Source organism: Aquabacterium sp. G14, assembly GCF_037482285.1.
GTDB lineage: Bacteria > Pseudomonadota > Gammaproteobacteria > Burkholderiales > Burkholderiaceae_C > Aquabacterium.
In genome coordinates, this window is sequence record NZ_JBBEYB010000001.1 from 376,430 (window position 1) to 395,036 (window position 18,607).

Annotated in this window: 14 protein-coding genes; 7 read left to right on the forward strand and 7 right to left on the reverse strand. The window is 67.7% G+C overall.

The window, feature by feature from the left end; translation table 11 throughout:
* Positions 1-15: 15 nt before the first annotated feature.
* The 4 genes from WIT60_RS01740 (at position 16) to WIT60_RS01755 (ending at position 2,915) form a co-directional block, all read left to right on the forward strand.
* Positions 16-954 (forward strand): 1-phosphofructokinase family hexose kinase, encoded by a 939-nt coding sequence (locus tag WIT60_RS01740; protein WP_339582352.1) that lies wholly within the window; start codon positions 16-18, stop codon positions 952-954.
* Positions 955-977: 23 nt separating this feature from the next.
* Positions 978-2,210, forward strand: coding sequence for a methyltransferase (locus tag WIT60_RS01745; RefSeq protein ID WP_339582223.1), 1,233 nt, complete (start codon positions 978-980; stop codon positions 2,208-2,210).
* A 56-nt stretch (positions 2,211-2,266) separates the two neighbouring features.
* Entirely contained in the window at positions 2,267-2,581 is a 315-nt protein-coding gene (locus tag WIT60_RS01750; protein WP_320365311.1) for a hypothetical protein, read from the forward strand.
* A 139-nt stretch (positions 2,582-2,720) separates the two neighbouring features.
* Positions 2,721-2,915, forward strand: coding sequence for a hypothetical protein (locus WIT60_RS01755; RefSeq protein WP_339582224.1), 195 nt, complete (start codon positions 2,721-2,723; stop codon positions 2,913-2,915).
* A gap of 36 nt (positions 2,916-2,951) precedes the next feature.
* Here WIT60_RS01755 and WIT60_RS01760 read toward each other — a convergent pair whose 3' ends face one another.
* The 3 genes from WIT60_RS01760 to WIT60_RS01770 are packed head-to-tail and all read right to left on the reverse strand — an operon-like array spanning position 2,952 to position 7,803.
* Positions 2,952-5,645: a bifunctional acetate--CoA ligase family protein/GNAT family N-acetyltransferase gene (locus WIT60_RS01760; RefSeq protein ID WP_339582225.1), complete on the reverse strand. Its 2,694-nt coding sequence runs from the start codon at positions 5,643-5,645 to the stop codon at positions 2,952-2,954.
* 5 nt (positions 5,646-5,650) lie between these two features.
* Positions 5,651-6,577, reverse strand: a complete 927-nt coding sequence (locus WIT60_RS01765) for a histone deacetylase family protein (protein WP_339582226.1) — start codon at positions 6,575-6,577, stop codon at positions 5,651-5,653.
* A 50-nt stretch (positions 6,578-6,627) separates the two neighbouring features.
* The gene (locus WIT60_RS01770) at positions 6,628-7,803 is read right to left on the reverse strand and encodes a cyanophycinase (protein ID WP_339582227.1); all 1,176 of its coding nucleotides are present in this window, start codon (positions 7,801-7,803) and stop codon (positions 6,628-6,630) included.
* Between the two features lie 231 nt (positions 7,804-8,034).
* Here WIT60_RS01770 and WIT60_RS01775 point away from each other — a divergent pair, with 231 nt between their 5' ends.
* Positions 8,035-9,303, forward strand: a complete 1,269-nt coding sequence (locus WIT60_RS01775; RefSeq protein ID WP_339582228.1) for a sensor domain-containing diguanylate cyclase — start codon at positions 8,035-8,037, stop codon at positions 9,301-9,303.
* Here WIT60_RS01775 and WIT60_RS01780 read toward each other — a convergent pair.
* From WIT60_RS01780 to WIT60_RS01790, 3 genes are all read right to left on the reverse strand, one after another.
* Positions 9,292-12,726: an MASE3 domain-containing protein gene (locus WIT60_RS01780; protein ID WP_339582229.1), complete on the reverse strand. Its 3,435-nt coding sequence runs from the start codon at positions 12,724-12,726 to the stop codon at positions 9,292-9,294. The two genes, WIT60_RS01775 and WIT60_RS01780, sit on opposite strands and share 12 nt — an antisense overlap.
* A gap of 136 nt (positions 12,727-12,862) precedes the next feature.
* The gene (locus WIT60_RS01785) at positions 12,863-13,690 is read right to left on the reverse strand and encodes a class I SAM-dependent methyltransferase (protein WP_339582230.1); all 828 of its coding nucleotides are present in this window, start codon (positions 13,688-13,690) and stop codon (positions 12,863-12,865) included.
* Positions 13,691-13,846: 156 nt separating this feature from the next.
* The gene (locus WIT60_RS01790; RefSeq protein ID WP_339582353.1) at positions 13,847-14,794 is read right to left on the reverse strand and encodes a histone deacetylase family protein; all 948 of its coding nucleotides are present in this window, start codon (positions 14,792-14,794) and stop codon (positions 13,847-13,849) included.
* Positions 14,795-14,910: 116 nt separating this feature from the next.
* On the opposite strand from WIT60_RS01790, the gene WIT60_RS01795 reads away from it, so the two are divergent.
* Positions 14,911-15,792 (forward strand): acyl-CoA thioesterase, encoded by an 882-nt coding sequence (locus WIT60_RS01795; RefSeq protein WP_339582231.1) that lies wholly within the window; start codon positions 14,911-14,913, stop codon positions 15,790-15,792.
* Positions 15,793-15,813: 21 nt separating this feature from the next.
* On the opposite strand, the gene WIT60_RS01800 is transcribed toward WIT60_RS01795, so the two are convergent.
* A complete protein-coding gene (locus WIT60_RS01800) occupies positions 15,814-17,379 on the reverse strand; it encodes a methyl-accepting chemotaxis protein (protein WP_339582232.1) in 1,566 nt (521 codons plus the stop codon).
* 282 nt (positions 17,380-17,661) lie between these two features.
* Between WIT60_RS01800 and WIT60_RS01805 the strand changes: the two genes are divergently transcribed.
* The gene (locus tag WIT60_RS01805; RefSeq protein ID WP_339582233.1) at positions 17,662-18,597 is read left to right on the forward strand and encodes a DUF4382 domain-containing protein; all 936 of its coding nucleotides are present in this window, start codon (positions 17,662-17,664) and stop codon (positions 18,595-18,597) included.
* The last annotated feature ends 10 nt before the right edge of the window (positions 18,598-18,607 follow it).

Genomic DNA, 18,607 nt, shown 5'->3' on the forward strand with positions numbered 1-18,607 from the left:
ACGACTCCTGCGCGCATGTCCGACATCCTCACCCTCACGATGAACCCGGCCCTGGACATCTCCACGGCGATCGACCGCGTGGCGCCGGTGCACAAGCTGCGCTGCGGCCCGCACCAGACCCATCCGGGTGGCGGGGGCATCAATGTGGCGCGTGTGCTGCACCGTTTGGGGAGCCGCGTGACGGCGATCTACACGGCGGGCGGCCCGCTGGGGCGCGAGCTGAGCACCTTGCTGGACGCCGAGGGCGTGCCAGCCCAGGTGGTGCCGATTGCGGGTTCCACCCGCGAGAGCTTTTCGGTTTTCGAGCGTCGCTCCGGGCAGGACTTCCGCTTTGTGCTGCCCGGCCCCACCTTGACCGAACCGGAGTGGACGGCCTGCCTGGACGCGGTGGTGGCGGGCCTGGCGCAGGCGCGCTATGTGGTGGTCAGCGGCGGCTTGCCACCGGGGGTGCCCGCCGACTTCTATGCGCGCCTGGCGCAGCGCGTGCGCGCGGTGGGCGGCTGGTTGGTGCTGGATTCCAACGGCGCCGCCCTGGCCGAAACCCTGGCCGCGGGCGTGTACCTCGTCAAACCCAGTCTGCGCGAGTTGCGTGAGCTGACCGGCCAGCCCTTGCCGGACGAGGCTTCGTGGCGCGATGCGGCCCGCCAGATCATTGCGAAGGGCCAGGCGCAGATCGTAGCCCTGTCGCTGGGCGAGGACGGCGCTTTGCTCGTGACGGCCGACGAGGCCTGGCGGGCGCAGAGCCTGAAGGTGAGCGTGGCCAGCACGATTGGCGCGGGCGACAGCTTCGTGGGCGGCCTGGTGTGGGCGCTCAGCGAGGGCAAGGCCCTGGACGAGGCCTTTCGCTACGCGATGGCGGCCGGGGCCGCGGCGCTGCTGTCGCCGGGCACGAACCTGTGCGATCCGGCCGATGTGGAGCGCCTGCACCGCGACGTGGTGGTGACCGCCGCCTGAGGAGGGGCTACCATCGCCCCCTCATGAGCGACCACCCGACCCTCACCTGGACCGACGCGCGCGGCCTGACCCACACCGCCCGCTGGCGCAGCGAATCGGGCGTGTCCGCGCCGCGCCGCGTGATGGTGGCCGACGACCAGACGCCTGCCGACCGCGCTTACCGCCTGGTTTGCGAGGGCACGGCCCTGCTTTGGCAGGGCGACTTCCACAATGCCCGCCAGTTGCTGCAGGCGCTGGTGCGCCGACTCGACAAGCGCGAGACGCGCGATCGTGCTGCCTCGACGTCGCGTGGCACGGCGAAGCCGGCCTCCGGTGCGGCACCCGACGCGGCCGTGCACGCCAGCCCTGACCCGGCCCAGGCCTTTCACCTGCACCGCAAACGTCAGGCCGAGCGGGCGCGCATCCTGGGGCAGGTGCTGATTCCGGTCGAGGCCGGTCACCGCATCGCCCTGCGCCGTGCGCCCGACGTGGTCGCCGCCTGTACCGAGGCCTATGGCCCGGCCGACGAGGCCTATGTGCTGTCACTGCGTGAACTGCAAGGCCTGATCGGCGCCCACGAGTGGCGCAAGAAAGGCGTGGCCATCCCGGCGCTACAGGCCGCCATCCACCCGCACTACGGGGTGTTCTCCCCGCTGCGGGGCGAGTACCTGGACCTGGTGGCCCAAGCCCCCTTGCCCGCCGCGCTGCAGGCCCAGAACGAAGCCTGGGACATCGGCACGGGCACCGGCGTGCTGGCGGCCGTGCTGGCCCGCCGCGGCATTGCGCGCGTGCGCGCCACCGACCTGGCCCCGCGCGCCCTGGTCTGCGCCCGCGAGAATCTGGCACGCCTGGGCGTGCTATCCCAGGTTGACTTGCTGCAGACCGACCTGTTCCCGGACGGCCAGGCGCCGCTGGTGGTGTGCAACCCACCCTGGGTGCCGGCGCGTCCGCATTCGTCGGTGGAGCAGGCCGTGTACGACCCCGACAGCCGGATGCTGCGTGGCTTCCTGCAAGGGCTGGCGCCGCACCTCGCCCCGGGTGGCGAGGGCTGGCTGATCCTGTCCGACCTGGCCGAGCACCTGGGCCTGCGCAGCCGCGCCGAGTTGCTGGGCTGGATCGAAGCAGCCGGCCTGCAGGTGCTGGGCCGCCTGGACATCCGCCCGCGCCATGGCAAGGTCACCGACCCGGACGACCCGCTGCACGCCGCCCGCGCCGCCGAGCTCACCTCGCTGTGGCGACTGGGCCTGGCGGGTGAGGCCGCTTCGCCCGCGGCCTGATCCGTGCCAGAATCCGCCCCCTTCCCCTCATTTCTCTCTCCCCCAAAGGTATCCCCGTGGACTTGAAAGTGCCCATCACCATCGTCGAAGAATTCAGCGAAGACGACGAGGTCAATGCGACCGGCCTGCTGGACATGGCCAGCGGTGACATCACCCGCGTGGAATACGAAGACTACGACGTGGGCATCGAGGGTCTGCCCTGCGAGCGCGAGGACTACGAGTTCAGCGTCGGCATCCTGCGCAACCGTGGCAAGGAAGTCGAGTTCCGCGTCGACGTGAACAAGACCACCGGCCAGTACTCGGTCAGCGTCAACGAGCTGCAGGAAATCAAGACCCGCGCCGCCGCGCTGTTCGCCGCCGGCCCGAACTGAGGCCACGCTGCCTCGTGACCCGGTGCCGCTGTGGCATCGGTCACACCCCGCCCCTCGCTTCAGCGGGGGCGCCTCTTGTTTTGCCCCCATGCCGCCCTCAGCTGTGAGATAGTGGTCTCACATCGGAAAGGAGGGTGCCATGCTGTTGCTCGACGAGATGCTTGCGCTGAACCTGCTCACCGCAGACCAGCACACCGAAATCGGTGCCTGGGTGCGCCAGGCCCGCACCCCCGACCGCATCCTGCAGATGCCCGCCCACCTGTGGAAGGTGCTGGAGGGTGCCAGCGTGCTGATGGACTTTGATCCGGATGGCGCCACGGCGACGCTGCACTGAACGACCCAGGGGGCACGCAGCCCCCTTTTTCATGCCTCACAGGCTGTGCGTGACCAGCCGGAAGTCCGGGTCCTCCGGATTGGGCTTGACCGTGAAGCCCAGGCTGCGCATCAACTTGAGCATGTTGCCGTTGTTGACCAGCACCAGGCCGATGATCTCGGAAAGGCCCTTCTCGCGGGCCACGTCCATGATGCTTTCCATCAGGCGAGAGCCCAGGCCCTTGCCGGCGAAGTCGTCGGCCACCACCAGCGAGAACTCGCAGGTCGACTGGTCCGGGTTGGTGATGTAGCGCGACACCCCCACCACGCGTTCGGTCTCGGTGATCTCGCCGTCTTCGTCGGCATGACGCTCCTTGACCACCGCCACCAGGGCCATCTCGCGGTCGTAGTCGATCAGCGTGAAGCGGGCCAGCATGTTGGCCGGCAGTTCCGTCATCGCCGAGGCAAAGCGGAAGTAGCGGCTCTCGGACGACAGGCCCTTGGCGAAGGTCTGCAGCATCTCCGCGTCATCCGGGTGGATCGGGCGGATCGTGTACTCGCCACCGCCGCGCAGCGGCCACACCTGCTCGTAGCGTGCCGGGTAGGGCAGGATGGACAGGTGCTGGTAGCTGTTCGGGCGCCCCGCGAGGTTGGGCGGCGCATGGTCGATGACGATGCGCGCGTCCACGGCCACCGCCCCATCCTCGTCGATGATGATGGGGTTGATGTCCATCTGGCGCAGCTGCGGCAGCTCGCACACCATTTCCGAGACGCGCAACAGCAGCTGCTCCAGCGCCTCCATGTTCACGGCGTTGGCACCGCGCCATTCGCCCAGGGTTTCGGCCACGCGGGCACGGCTGATCAGGTGACGTGCCAAAAACTGGTTGAGCGGTGGCAACTCCATGGCGCGGTCGTTGATCAGCTCGATCATGGTGCCACCGGCACCGAACACGATCACCGGGCCGAACGGGTCGTCGGTCACCACGCCGATGTGCACCTCGCGGCCACGGCGGTTGCGCGCCATCTTCTGCACCGTCACGCCGTTGATGCGGGCGTTGGGCTGCAGCCGGCGCACGCGCTCGACCATGTCGGTGAAGGCGTCGCGCGCCTGGGTGCCGTTCATGATGTTGAGCACCACGCCCTGCACGTCGGACTTGTGGGTGATGTCAGGCGAGTCGATCTTGAGCGCCACCGGGAAGCCCAGCTGCATCGCGATCATCATGGCCTCGGGCGCGCTGCGCGCCAGGATGGTCTCGGTGACCGGGATGTGGAAGGACGCCAGCAGCGTCTTGGACTCCATCTCGGTGAGCACCTTGCGCCGCTCGGTCAGCACGCTCTCGATGATGAGGCGGGCGCCTTCGATGTCGGGCTCGGCTGCGGTGGAGGCCGGCGGCGGCGTCTGTTGCAGCAGCAACTGGTTTTGTGCGAAGTTGGCGATGTTGCCGAACGCGCCCACCGCGGCTTCGGGCGTGCGGAAGGTGGGGATGGCGGCGCTCTTGAGCACGGCGCGGCCTTCGCCCACCGACGCGTCACCCATCCAGCAGGTCAGCAGCGGCTTGCCGATGGTGCGGTTGGCCTCGGCCAGCACCTTGGCGATCTCGGCGGCGTCCACCCCGGTCTTGGGCGAGAAGATCACCAGCACGCCGTCGATCTGGCGGTCCTTGGCAGCAGCCTGCAAGGCGGCGCGGTAGTGCTCGGGACCGGCGTTTTGCGACAGGTCGATCAGGTCGGTGAGCGAGGCGCCGGGGGGCAGTTGCGGCAACAAGGCCGCGGCCGACTCGGGCGACAGGCGACCCAGCTCCAGCGAGATCTCGGTGACCCAGTCGGCCGCCAGCACGCCAGGGCCGCCGCCATTGGTGATGATGGCCAAGTGGCGGCCCACCGGGCGGTAGCGCGAGGCCAGGCACTTGGCGGCCGAGAACAGCGCCACGAAGGACTGCACGCGCACGGCCCCGGCGCGGCGTAGGGCTGCATCGAACACATCGTCGCTGCCGACGATGGCGCTGCTGTGCGTTTGCGCAGCCTCGTTGCCCGCCCGCTTGCGCCCCGCCTTGAGGATGACCACCGGCTTGGCCGTGGCCGCCGAGCGCAACGCGCTCATGAAGCGGCGGGCGTTGTTGATGCCCTCCATGTAGACGATGATGCTGTGCGTCTGGCGGTCAGCCGCCAGGAAGTCCAGCACGTCGGCGATGTCGAGCGCCGAGTGTGGGCCCAGCGACACCACGGACGAGAAGCCCACGGCGTTGTTGGCCGCCCAGTCCAGCATGGACGAGGTCAGCGAGCCCGATTGCGACACCAGGGCCAGGCTGCCGCTGCGCGCCAGGGGGCCGGCCACGCTGGCGTTGAGTTGCGAAGGCGGGCGCTGGATGCCCAGGCCGTTGGGACCCAGCAGGTGCACATCGGCCTGCTTCGCCACCTTGTGCAGCACCTCGGCCTGTTCGGCCGTGATGCCCGCCGACAGCACCATCACGGCGTGACAGTCCATGCGGCTGGCGAGCTCGATGGCCGGCGCGATGTCTTCGAACGGCAGCGCGATGATGGCCAGATCGGACTTGGCCGAGGCCAGGTCGGCCAGCGTGCCGCTGGTCGCGCGGATGTCGATGAAGCGGTAGGTGCCGGTGAAGCGCTGGGCCCGCAAGGCCGGGTGCAGCAGGCGGGCCTGCTCGGTCAGTTGCTCGGGGTCGTCGGTCGATCCGGCAAAGATCGCAATCGAGGTCGGGGCGAAGAGGGGAGTGAGGAAATGTTGGTCCATGGCAATCAGTCGGCGCCGATGAGGGAACGGACGTGGGCGGCGGTGCTGCGGGCGAGGGCGCTCAGGGCGTAGCCGCCTTCCAGGCAGGAGATGACGCGGCCTCGGCAGTGGCGGTCGGCCAGGCGCATGATCTGCTGGGTGACCCAGGCGTAGTCGGCTTCGACCAGCGCCAGGTTGCCCATGTCATCTTCGCGGTGGGCGTCAAAGCCCGCCGAGATGTAGATCAACTGGGGCGCAAAGGCATCGAGCGCCGGCAGCCATTGTTCGAGCACGGCCTCGCGGAAGGCGTCGCTGCCCACGCGGGCGGGCAGGCCCACGTTGACCATGTTTGGGCCATCGTGGGACTCGCCCGAGTCCGGGAACAGGCCCTTTTCGTAGATGGAGCACATCAGCACGCGCTCGTCGCCCATCAGGATGTCTTCGCTGCCGTTGGCGTGGTGCACGTCAAAGTCGATCAGGGCCACGCGTTGCAGGCCATGCACGTCCAGCGCGTGGCGGATGCCCACGGCCACGTTGTTGAAAAAGCAAAAGCCCTGCGCCGAGTCGCGTTCGGCATGGTGGCCGGGGGGGCGAATGTTGCAAAAGGCCGAGGGGGCCTTGCCGCCCAGCACCAGGTCGGTGGCCTGCACCACGGCGCCTGCCGCGCGCAGGGCGGCCTGCAGCGTGTGCGGGTTCATGCTGGTGTCGGGGTCGACGTGGTGGTAGCCCTCGGTGGGCGAGGCGGCGATCAGCTCCTGCACATACAGCGCAGCGTGCGCGCGCTCCAGTTGGTCCACGGTGGCCGGCTCGGCGTCGTACGGGGCCATGTAGTCCAGCAGGCCCTTGGTCAGCAGCATGTCGTTGATCGCGCCCAGCCGCTCAGGGCACTCGGGGTGGTGCGGGCCCATTTCATGGCGGGCGCAATCGGGGTGGGTGATGTAGGCGGACAGCAAATGCGGCTCCTGTCAGGAGGTCGGGGCCAGGGGGCCCGCGGGGGAAGGGGTCAGTACGGGCTGCTGGTCAGCTGGCCGGAGAGCGCGTCCACGTAATAGGGGCTGGCGCCGCTCCAGCTGCCGAGGTCGAACACGCTGTCGTCGGCGAGCTTGCGGATTTCGACCGTGGACATGCTCAAGGGCTGGGCCGAGGCGCAGGTGGTGGGGGCTTGCAGCGGGCGCAGGAAGTAGACGGCACTCTCGGTGGTGGTGGACGGGTTGGTCACGCGCCGTGCCACGTAGCTGCTGTGCTGCCCCTCCACCAGCAGGGCGGTCTCCACGCCAATGCCGATGGCGCGTGCGTTGCTGGCCGCCAGGATGCCGCCGGGGCAGCCCGTGCTGCTGACCGGCGCGACCAGGCGGGCCATGAAGGTGATGAGGCGGCCCATGCGGTCGCGGGTGTCGAGGTGCGAGTCGAGGACGGTGTGGCGCAGGGCCGCCGGCGCGAGGAAGCCTCCGGTGAGGCTCAACGGGGACGGGTCCAGCGTGACGTACCGGTTGTAGGGGTTGGCCAGTGCGTCGGCCGAGGTCACCGTGCCTTTGAGGGCGGCAAAGTCGAACTGGCCCAGCACCGCCAGTCCGGCGCTAGTGCCGCCCAGCGGGACTTGGCGGGCCAGCAGGGCCTGCAGGGTGCGGTCCAGCGCTGTGCCCTTCCAGTTCTTGATGTAGTCGCTCTGGTCGCCGCCGGCGATGAAGACCGCATCGGCGCGGGCCACCACGGCGTTGACGAAGGGGGAATTGGCCGCGGTGCTGCTGGGAATGACGAGCGTTTCCACCGCACTCAGGCCTAGGGCGGCACCGCCCACCCAGCCGTCCGCAGGGACGCCCGAGGTGGCATTGCTGGCGTCGCTGTAGTAGATGTAGGGGTTGTAGGCTTCGGTGCCGGTGGCGCGGATCACCACCAAGCGACCGCCCGTGCCGGGGCGCACCCCAGCGCGCTGGATCATCCAGCGAAAAGCCGCATCGACGTCGGGGCCGCCGCCCATCAGCACCAGGGACGGGGTGTCCGGTGGGGTGCTCACGCTGACCGGCGCGTCGGCGTTGCCGGTGACAAAGTAGCTGTAGGGCTTCTTGCCCGCGTGGGCCAGACCCAACATGGCGAACATGGCCAGACCCAGCACCCATTGAGCCAGCCAGGGGCGGGAGGAGGGCGCCCGTGAGGCGCTTGCAAGCGGGGGCAAGGGCATGGCATTTCCTTCGCGAAATCGGACAAGGTGATGTTGCCACGGTAAGCCCGTGTCCGTCGAGGGTCTTGCGCCACATCAAGTGCGGCGCTGGCTGTTGATCGCTGGGTAGGGCGTCATGCAGGGCATTTCCTGAGGGAGCCATGTTCTAGACTGTCATACTGTGAGAACACAGATGATGGCCTGCGGGGTCATGGACCAGCGGCGCGGACAAGATGCCCGATAAGGAGGCAAATGAGCTCTCATGATGAGACATGGCTGGTGCGTTCAGGTTTGCTGCGCTCGGCCTTGGAGCAGTCCTTCAATTCTGTGTTGATCACGGATGCACAGCCGGGGCCAATGGGCCCGCGCATCGTGTATGCCAACCCGGCCTTTTGCGAGATGACAGGCTACAGCGCGACCGAGCTGCTGGGGCAGACGCCGCGCATCCTGCAGGGGGCACAGACCAGTCCTGAGGTGCTTCAGACCTTGCGCGAGTGCCTGCAGGCCGATCGCTTCTTCCGCGGCTCGACCATCAATTACCGCAAGGACGGCCGACCCTATACCGTGGAGTGGAACATCTCGCCGGTGAAGGACGAGGCCGGCGTCACCACCCATTACGTGTCGGTCCAGCAAGACATCAGTGCGGTGACCGAGGCGCGCGCCACCAGCCAGTTGCTGGCGCAGGCCCTGGACGCGACCCAGGATGCGGTGATGATTGCCAATGCCCAGGGCGAGATCGAATTCGTCAACCATGGCTTTGAACTCATCACCGGCTACAGCCGGGTCGAGGCCCTGGGCCAGAACCCCGCCATGCTCAAGTCCGGTGAGCACACCGAGGCCTTTTACGGGCGTCTCTGGGCGGCCATCCAGTCAGGGCAGGCCTTTCGGGCGGTGTTCATCAACCGGCACAAGCAGGGGCACCTGATTCATTGTGAAGAAACCGTCTCGCCCATCCGCGATGCCGGTGGGGCGGTGACCCACTTTGTCAGCGTGATCCGGGACCAGACCGCGCGTGCGCACACCGAGCAAACCTTGAGGGAGCAGGCCACACGGGACCCCTTGACCGACCTGCTGAACCGCCGCGCCGGCGAGTGGCAACTGGAGCGGGCCTTCCTGGCCGCCCGCGAAGGCCAGAAGCCGTTTTGCCTGATCATGGCCGATGTGGACCACTTCAAGGCCATCAACGACACCTGGGGACACCCGGCGGGTGACCAGGTGCTGCAGCGTGTCGCTGCGGTGCTGCGCACCGGGGTGCGCGCCACCGACAGCGTGGTGCGCTGGGGTGGCGAGGAGTTTTTGCTGGTGCTGCCCTATTGCGAGCAGGCTGCGGCGCTGCTGCAGGCCGAGCGCCTGCGTGAACGCGTGGCCGATGCCGAGCAGGGGGAGATGGGGCGCGTGACGGTGTCGATGGGCGTGGCCGAGTTGCAGCGGGGCGAGACCCTGGCGAACTTGATGGAGCGTGTCGACCAGGCGCTCTACCAAGCCAAGCACGCAGGCCGCAATCAGGTGTCAGGTGGGTAAGGCGTAGCTCCGCTCGCGGACGAGGCGCACCGCCGCGCCCACCACCTCGGGGTCGAACAACGTGCCCTGGTTGTTCATCAGCTCGGCCAGGGCGGCGTCGATGCCCACCGCTGGCCGATAGGGGCGGTGCGAGGACATGGATTCCAGCACGTCGGCCACGGCCAGCACGCGGGCCTCGGGCAGGATCTCGTCGCCTTTCAGGCCACGCGGGTAGCCACTGCCGTCCAGGCGCTCGTGGTGCTGGCGGATGATCTCGGCCACCGGTGTGCGGAAGGGCACGTCCTTGAGGATGTCGTAGCCCGCCTGCGCATGGCCCTTCATCAACTCCATTTCGAGCTTGGAGAGCCGGCTGGGTTTGGTCAGGATTTCCGAGGGCACGGCGATCTTGCCGATGTCGTGGACCAGGCCGATCATTTCCAGATCGCGGCAACGTGCCTCGTCCCAGCCCAGCTCGTGGGCGATGGCCCCGGCGATCAGTCCCACGCGGCGCTCGTGGCCGGCCGTGTAGGGGTCGCGCATCTCGACCATGTTCGAGACGGCCAGCAAGGTGCCCTGCATGGCGGCTTCGAGTTGGTGCACATAGCTGGCAATCTGGTCTTCGGCGTGCTTGCGATCGGTGATGTCTTGCGCCATCACGATGGTGGCGGGGAGCCCGTCATCCCAGATGATGCGCTTGGCGTGCAGGCCCAACTCGATCACGCGACCATCCTTGCGACGCACCGGCACGCTGGTGCTGTCACTGGCCAGGGCGCCATCGTCCACCTGGGCCTGGCGTGTGCGCAGGCTGGACTCGGTGTGCTCTTTCTCGTCCAGCACGACAAAGCGCAGCGTATCTTGCCCGATGAGCTCGGCGGGCGGGTAGCCCATGATCTCGGCAAAGCGGGGGTTGACGTAGATGAAGTGGCTTTCGCGGCGCACGAAGATGCCGCTGATCGTCTGCTCCACCATGCTGCGAAAGCGCTGCTCGCTGTCGCGCAGGGCCTGCTCGTTGCGGCGGATCTCGGTGAGATCGGTCCAGGCCACGATCACGTCGTCGCCACTCACGGTCATGGTGCCACGCGCGATGCGACGGCTGCCGTCTTTGCAGCGCAGGGTCAGCTCGGGGGAGACCACCGGCTCGCCGCTGCGATAGGTGTCCAGGTGCTCGTACCAGTGGCGCATCAGCACGGTGCGCTCGCCTTCGTCGGCATAGACGCGCTCGAACCACTGTGCTTCGTCGGCAAAATCGGCCAGCGAGTAGCCCAGCCATTGCTGATGGGCGGCATTGAGCGCCATGACGCGCCGATCCGGTCGGCGGTGGATCTGCATCGGGATCGGGGTGGCCTGGAACACCTGCTCAAAGCGGCGGGCCATGTGCTCGGCGGTTTCCTCTGCACTCAGGCTGCGGGCGCGGGAGGCCGCGCGGTCCAACGCCGCCTGCACTTCGTTGGCGATGTCCTCCAGCAGCCGGGTCTGCTCGGCATCCAGATCCGACAGGCCGTGGGTGTACAGGGCCACGATGCCAATGGGGCGGTCTTCACAACGCAAGGGCATCATAGCCTGATGGCTCAGGCCACGCTGCATCAGGCTGTGCAGCCAGCGCTCGGATGCGCTGGGCGGCAGCGGGGCATCGCTGGCGCGCGAGGGCGGCAGGGGTACGCCTTGCGACACCACATGACCCCGTGCCAGGCGCGCTTGCGTCGGGTCGAACGGACTGGTGGACTGCGCCAGCAGCTCGTGGAGGGTGCTCACCTGGTCGGGCGTGAGCCCGTGATGCAGGCTCGGGTGCAGGCGCAGCGGGGTGCCGGGACCGTCGTTCAAGGCCATGAACAGGGTGGGAAACGCGCTGCGGCGACGCAAGACCCCCAGCAGGGCGCTCAGGATGTCGTCACGTTGATGCCGCTGTGCCACCTCCCGGCTGGTGCTGCTGAGCATGTCGTACAGCGAGGTCAGGCGCTCGACGCGTTCGGCCGCCTGCAGGCGCTGGAGCATTTCATTGAGCTGCGCTGCGACGCTGGCGATGAGCTCGCGCTCTTCGCTCAGGAAGGTGGCCTGTGGGCTGTTGAGTTCGTCCGGGTACCAGGTGTGGATGTGGCCGACGAGCACGCCGTTGCGCTCGATGCTGGCCTGCAGATGGCGACGTGGCAAGGGGCTGGGCAGGCTGGCGCCGACATGGCCCCAACTGCTGTCGATGCAGGCTTGAACCTGTTGGGGCAGCACGAAACAGGGTGGCAGCAGCGCCACCAGCTTTTCCAGCTTGGCGGGCACGTTCAGGTCGGTGCTTTTGAGCAGGTTGGCGACCCCGTGCAGGCCGCGCAACTCCTTGACGCGCTCGTTGAGGTCATGGAGCAGGCTTTCGCGCTCTCGGCTCAGGCGCTCGCGCTCGGAGACATCGCGCAGCACCAGCACCCAGGCGGCATGTGGCCCGTCGCCGTGCAGCGGGGCGGCGTGGCACTCCACGGTCCGCTGGCCGGGTAGATCGAGGGTGATCAGGAAGCCGGTACGGGCCTGTTGCAGACGCAGGCACACCGGGCAGACCTCAGCGGAGGACTGGGCGGGGTGCAGCAGGATGCGAACCGATTGTCCGACCAGGGCGGCGGGTGACTGGTCGACCCAGTGGGCCGCAGCCTGGTTGGCTTGCTGGATGGTGCCATCGGCCGCCACGACCACGGTGGGCTCTGGCACGGCGTCATAGCGGCTGACGGTGCGGGCCAGCATGTCGAACGGCGCCTGCAGGGTGTGCTGCACCAGGGCGTCGTACACGAACCAGTAGGCGTAGATCTTGAGCAGGTGGCCGACGAGGTTGGCGGGTCCTTCCACGCTCACATAGCGCGTGAAGGCGAACTCGGCCGCCATCATGAGCAGGGTCGCGAGCAACAGGCGCTGGCACAGGTGTGCGGGCATCAGGGTGCGGTAGCGCCAGAACAGCACGGCCGCCGCACCCATCGTGGCGATGATGAGGTACTCGGCGTAGACCTTGAAGGGGGTCAGGCCCTGTCCATCGATGTAGGCGTCGGGAAAGTGCCCGGTGGCGATCAGCAGGACGGACAGCACCGTCCAGCCGCCGAAGCCCAGATGCAAGCGCATGACCGAGACCGAGCGCCACAGCATGAGCGGAGCCAGCAGCAACACCACCGCCTGCAGGGCGCGCCCGGCCACCCAGAACTGGATGGCGGGGTTGGTGCTGTCGATGGGCAGCAGGTTCATGCCCTTGAAGCTCAGGGTGTGGAGCAGGTCGAGCCCGGCGCACCAGCCGATGCCCACGGCGATGAACACCACGAAGTGGTTGCGGGTGAACTGCACCGAGGTGGTGGCCACCGCCAGCGCCGTCCAGGCGACCACGGCTGACATCAGCTCGGCCAGCGTGTGACCCAGCAGGTACCCGTGCTGGTTGGCCCACCAGATGGCCAGCGCCATGAGGGTGGGCGGGACCAAGGCACGCATTGCGCCGCGGGGGGGCATCGACCGGAGGGTGTCTGGCAAGGGCGCGGAGGCGGTCACGGTGTGGCGCAAACGAATGCCGGAATGGGTGTATCAGTCTAGCGGTTTGAGGCCACGCGCGGGGGGCGGACCTCAGGTCTCAGACCGACAGCGTGACCATTGCATACATCGGGGTGCCGGTCACCGGCATCCAGCAGGCTTCGGTGACCGCGCCCAGCCAGCCATAGCATTCCGAGACGCTGCGGGTTTGCAGCAGGCGCAGGCGTGGATGGGGGCGGATGAGTTCGTCGGCGCTGGCCGGGCACCACAGGAACTGCGCGCCGGTGGGGCCTACGGTGGGGTGGGCGCGGGCCATGCCACGGCCCACCCGGGACATGGTGTCCAGCACCATCTGGGAGCCGGGCGGTGCCTGCTCGGCAAACTCGGCCAGCACAGCCTCGACCTGCTCCGGTGTCAGGTACATCAGCACCCCCTCGCAGAGCACGAACACCGGCTTGTCATGGGTGCCACTGGGCAGGCCCAGGCGCTGCCACCAGCCGGGCGTGCGCAGGTCGACTTCGGCGTGATGCTGACGGGGCACATCGGCCGCGAGGCAGGTGTCGCGCAGGGCCATCACCTCGGGCAGGTCGCTGTCGAGCCAGCGGTTGCAGCCCTGATCCAGCCATTGGAAATGCTGCGACAGGCCGCAACCCAGGTTCACGCCCTGGCTGTCGGGATGGGCCTGGAAAAACGCGCGGCCCGCGCTTTGAATGACCCGGGTGCGCCACAGGATGTTCTGCGTCGTGATGCGGTCTTTCAGGTAAGGGCGCAGGTCGAGGTCGAGTTGGTCGAGGAGTTGCTCGGCCGCCGCATCGTGACAGGCCAGCGCCGGAAAGGCCTCACCCCCACGCGCACGGGCCACGAGGGGGATGAGCAGGGTTTGACACACCGGGGGCAAGGTGTGTTGCCGTCCATCGCCAGTTTTCACAACAGACGCTCCTTGTTCCGCACAGGTGAACGCTCCAGTTTATCGGACAGTGGGGGTCGACTGGGTGCGGGTGGGCTCAGGGTTTGCCTGTGCCGGTTAGGGTTTGCGGACATGGTAGCCGGGCACCACATCGTTGGTGCGACATGGCACCTCGTTTCAGCGTGCTGGCAAACCCTGCCAGCGCGCCCACGCCGCCTGGGCGATGCGGTAGGTGTGCAACTGCACCCGCACCGTGGTCTGGATGTCGTGTCCATAGCCACCGGCCATCGCCAGGGCCACAGGCAGGTGGTGCTGCCAGGCCCAGTCGAACACGCGCTGGTCGCGGGCGGCCAGGCCGGCGTCGCTCAGGCGCAGGCGGCCGAGGCGGTCGCCTTCGTGCGGGTCGGCGCCGGCCAGATAGATCACCAGGCCGGGCTCGCAGCGGCGCGTCACTTCTGCCAGGCCTTGCTCCAGTGCGGCGAGGTAGGGCTCGTCGGTGCAGCCATCGGGCAGGTCGATGTCGCAGTCGCTGGGTTCCTTGCGGAAGGGGAAGTTCTTGGCGCCGTGCAGCGAGAGCGTGAACACGCTGGGGTCGCCGTGGAAGATCTTGGCGCTGCCATTGCCCTGGTGCACGTCCAGGTCGATGATGGCCACCTGCAGGGGCTGCGAGGGGGGATCAATGCCGGCACGCAGGCGCTCGACTTGCATCAGGCGGGCGGCGACGGCGGCGTCGTTGAACACGCAAAAACCGCTGCCCTTGTCGGCATAGGCGTGGTGGGTGCCGCCGGCCAGATTGGCTGCCACGCCATCGCCGGACAGGGCCACGCGGCAGGCCTGCACCGTGGCGCCCACCGAGCGACGGGCGCGCTCGTTCATGCCGGGGCTCCAGGGAAAGCCGATTTCCCGTTGCGCGGCCGGGCTCAGCGTGCCGTCGCGCACCGCGTCGATGTAGGCGGGGTCGTGCACCAGCGCCAGAGCGGCATCGTCGGCCGGTTCGGCCTGTTGCAGTTGGACCTCGGGCAGGTGCTGTGTGATCTCGTCGCGCAGCATCTCGTACTTCCTCATCGGGAAGCGGTGCCCGGCGGGCAAGGGCAGAACGAAGTGATCGGCGTAGAAGGCTTGCACCCTTCGCATTGTGCGGGCGGAACCTTCGTTCTGCTAGGCGGGCGTGTGGGCTGCAGCCGATTCGTCCTCGGTACATACTCATGACCTTGCACAACTGTTGTTGTATGAAGGTTGACATGAGCGATTTGCTGCCTCACCACCCTGATGTGGACCGCCTGGTGGAACTGATGCGCCTGGCGCCCCAAGGGAATGACCATTTCCTGGCGCAGAGCGATGACATCGGCACGCCGGCGTTGTTTGGCGGGCAGGCCTTGGGCCAGGCCCTGATGGCCGCGAGCCTGACGGTGCCGGCCGACCGCATGGTGCACTCGTTGCACGCCTACTTCTTGCTGCCCGGCGAGCACGCGCCCGTCACCTACGAGGTGGACCGGGTGCGCGATGGCCGCAGCTTCAGCATGCGTAGCGTGGTGGCGCGCCAGAGCGGCAAGATCATTTTCGAATTGACGGCCTCGTTCCAGACGGCCGATGAGGGGCCGGAGCACCAGGTGCCGATGCCGGTGCACCCAGGGCCCGAGGGGCTGGTGCCCGAGAGCGTGGGGCGCGACGCCATTCGTCACCTCTTGCCGCCGCCGTTCAACGAGAAGCTGCTGGGCCCGCGTGGACTGGAGTTGCGCCGGGTGTCGCCGCTGCATCCGATGAACCCGCAGCCCCGTACGGGCGGCTCGGCCATGTGGGTGCGCACGCAGGCGCGCCTGCCCGATGACCCGCTGTTGCACCGCGCCATCCTGTCTTATGTGTCCGACCACGGCTTGCTGCTGGCGGCCACCGAGCCGCATGGGCTGAGCCTGCTGCGCGGGGATGTGCGCCTGGCCAGTCTGGATCACGCGATGTGGTTCCATCGCGATTTCCGCCTGGACGACTGGTTGCTGTACGTGATCGACTCGCCGAGCGCCGGTGGGGCGCGCGGATTGTGCGCCGGGCGTTACTACGCGCGCGATGGCCGTCTGGTGGCCTCGGTCATGCAGGAAGGCATGATGCGCCAGATCAAGAAGGGCTGAGCGGGCTCTGCGTGGGGCGGCTCAGGCCGCCGCGCGGTCGGGGTCCAGCTGAAACACGGCCACGGCGCGCACCAGTTCCTGCGCCTGCAGGTTCAGGCTGGCTGTGGCGGCCGACATTTCCTCGACGAGGGCGGCGTTCTGCTGGGTGGTGGTGTCCATCTGCATCACGGCTTCGCCCACCTGGCTCACGCCGGCGCTTTGCTCTCGGCTGGCCGCGCTGATCTCGGCCACGATGTCGCTCACGCGGCGGATGCTGGTCACGACCTCCTCCATGGTGGCGCCGGCGTGGTTGACCAGGGTGGCGCCTTGTTCGATGCGTGCCACGCTCTCGGTGATCAGTTGCTTGATCTCGCGGGCAGCTTCGCCGCTGCGTCGTGCCAGCGTGCGCACCTCGCTGGCCACCACGGCGAAGCCGCGTCCTTGTTCACCGGCACGGGCGGCTTCCACCGCCGCGTTGAGCGCCAGGATGTTGGTCTGGAAGGCGATGCCGTCGATGACGGCGATGATGTCGACGATCTTGTGGCTCGACTGGCTGATGTCGCGCATGGTGTCCACCACCTGCGACACCGTCTCGCCGCCTTGCTGGGCCACGTTGGAGGCCTGCTGCGCGAGCTGGTTGGCTTGGGCGGCGCTGCTGGCGTTGTGCTGAACGGTGCTGCCCAGCTCCTCCATGGAGGCCCCCGTTTCTTCGAGTGCGCTGGCTTGGCTTTCGGTGCGGGCGCTGAGGTCCAAGGTGCCCTGGCTGATCTCGGCGCTGGCCGTGGCCACGTTCTGTGAGCTCTGACGCACGCTGCGCACCGTGTTCACGAGGCTGTGCTGCATGCGTTCCAGGGCCTTGAGCAACTGGCCGATTTCGTCCTCGCGCTCGACGTGCACGGTGTTATTGAGTTGACCGCTGGCGATGTGATCTGCCACCGCTACCGCGTGGCGCAAGGGATGGGTGATGCTGCGGATCAGGCGCCATCCGGCTCCCAGCGCATACAGCACCGCGAGCAAGCTGGCACCCCACAGGATCATTTTCTGAGTCTGTGCGCGTGCGGCACCTTCCTCGCGCAGCAGGCGACCTCGTTGATCGGATGCTTCGGCAAAGGCCTGGGTGGCCCGCATGAGCCGCTCCAGCAGCGGGCGGCAGTCGTTGTTCATCTTGGCGATGGCTGCCTCGCGCTGGCCTTGGCCTGCCAGGCGCACGATCTCCAGGGCCACCGGCCCGTAGGCAGACTCCACTTCGGCAATTTCACGCGCCAGCTTGCGCTCGTCTTCGGTGACGTTGGCCGATTGAGTGACCAGGTCTTGCAACTGCTTGATTCTCACTGCAGCTTCTTCGTGAGCGGCCATGACCTTGTTGCGCTCGCTGGTGGGGTCTTCCGATTCGGGGATCAGCACCAGATTGCGCGCGGCGATGGCGCGGCGGTCTATGGCGGCTTCAACGTGACCTGCCAGCGTGGCGCCAGCGGCGAAATCATTGAGGCGGCTGTTGGCATCGTCCAGGCTGTAGGCAGCGATGCCTGAGACGGTTGTGACCAGCACGGCGAGGCTCCCAAAGGCCAACGAGAGTCGGGTGCGTACAGAGAGCGAGGGGAGAGACATGTGAAGGGCGGGGAGGATCTCGGAGGGATGTCCGACTGACGGGGATGATACCGGCGTGGGTACGACATGTTTCACGTTGGAAGCAGATCAAGCCGCTCTGTGTGATGAATGCCCCAAGACTTGGTCCCGAGTTGTAACGGTCGACAGCCGGCCTGCAGGGCGGCGCTACATCTGGATGCGTCTGCGCTTGGCCGAACAGGGGCGGCGTCGTAAATTAGCGCGGTTGTTCGCCCAGCCGATGTCTCGGCGCAAGAGGCGGGCATTTGAGAAGGAGTCCCCATCATGCGAACTTGTTTTTCCCTGTCTGTGCTGGCCCTCGGGGTCGCCACGCTGCTGGCGGCCTGTGGCGGTGGTGGCTCGTCTGCGGGCGGCACCGGTCAGCTGTCCTTGCAGGTGACCGATGCCCCAGTCGATGAGGCGACCAGCGTGGTCGTGCAGTTCACCGGGGTGGAGCTCAAGCCAGCCGGTGCCAACGCGATCAACATTGATTACCCGACGCCGCGCACGATTGACCTGCTGGCGCTGCAGGACGGCGATGCCGAGTCGCTGTTGAACGGCCAGACGGTGCTGGCGGGGCGGTATGAGTGGGTGCGCCTGAAGGTGGTGACGTCGCAGTCCACACTGGACTCGTATCTGGAGAAAACCGTCTCCGGCGTGCCCACGAAGTTCCCGCTGTACGTGCCCAGTGGCTCGCAAACTGGCCTGAAGCTGGTGCGCGGGTTCACGGTGCCGGTCAACGGATCGGCCTCGTTCACCATCGACTTTGACCTGCGTAAGTCGGTGGTGGACCCCTCCGGTGCGTTTTCTGGCTATTACCTCAAGCCGGCACTGCGTCTGGTCGACAACGCCCAGGTCGGAGGCATCACGGGCACCGTGGCCTTGTCAGGGCTGTGTCCTGCGTCCGCGTCGCCGCTCGTTCCCAATGGCCCCAGCGTCTACGTGTTTGCGGGCGCCGGTGTGACCCCGGATGACATCGACGCCACTGGCGCCGAGCCAGTCACCACGGCCTCGGTGAAGGAGACGAGCGTCGGCAGCGGCGTCTACACCTACAAGGCGGCCTTTCTGTCCCCGGGCGACTACACGGTGGTGTTCACCTGTGTGGGCGCGACCGATCAGCCCGAGAGCAGCGAGGCGCTGAACTTCCAGGGTGCCCGCAACGTGACGGTGAGCGCCAACCTGAACAACCAGCAGGACTTCACCGCGCCGCCGCCTCCCTGATTCCCGGGCA

What these genes read in the sequence shown, in the direction of transcription:
- WIT60_RS01745 (WP_339582223.1), top strand. Translation starts at nt 978, where the DNA reads ATGAGCGACCACCCGACCCTCACCTGGACCGACGCGCGCGGCCTGACC.
- WIT60_RS01780 (WP_339582229.1), bottom strand. Translation starts at nt 12,726, where the DNA reads ATGCGTGCCTTGGTCCCGCCCACCCTCATGGCGCTGGCCATCTGGTGG.
- WIT60_RS01795 (WP_339582231.1), top strand. Translation starts at nt 14,911, where the DNA reads ATGAGCGATTTGCTGCCTCACCACCCTGATGTGGACCGCCTGGTGGAA.
- WIT60_RS01800 (WP_339582232.1), bottom strand. Translation starts at nt 17,379, where the DNA reads ATGTCTCTCCCCTCGCTCTCTGTACGCACCCGACTCTCGTTGGCCTTT.
- WIT60_RS01760 (WP_339582225.1), bottom strand. Translation starts at nt 5,645, where the DNA reads ATGGACCAACATTTCCTCACTCCCCTCTTCGCCCCGACCTCGATTGCG.
- WIT60_RS01740 (WP_339582352.1), top strand. Translation starts at nt 16, where the DNA reads ATGTCCGACATCCTCACCCTCACGATGAACCCGGCCCTGGACATCTCC.
- WIT60_RS01775 (WP_339582228.1), top strand. Translation starts at nt 8,035, where the DNA reads ATGAGCTCTCATGATGAGACATGGCTGGTGCGTTCAGGTTTGCTGCGC.
- WIT60_RS01805 (WP_339582233.1), top strand. Translation starts at nt 17,662, where the DNA reads ATGCGAACTTGTTTTTCCCTGTCTGTGCTGGCCCTCGGGGTCGCCACG.
- WIT60_RS01770 (WP_339582227.1), bottom strand. Translation starts at nt 7,803, where the DNA reads ATGCCCTTGCCCCCGCTTGCAAGCGCCTCACGGGCGCCCTCCTCCCGC.
- WIT60_RS01755 (WP_339582224.1), top strand. Translation starts at nt 2,721, where the DNA reads ATGCTGTTGCTCGACGAGATGCTTGCGCTGAACCTGCTCACCGCAGAC.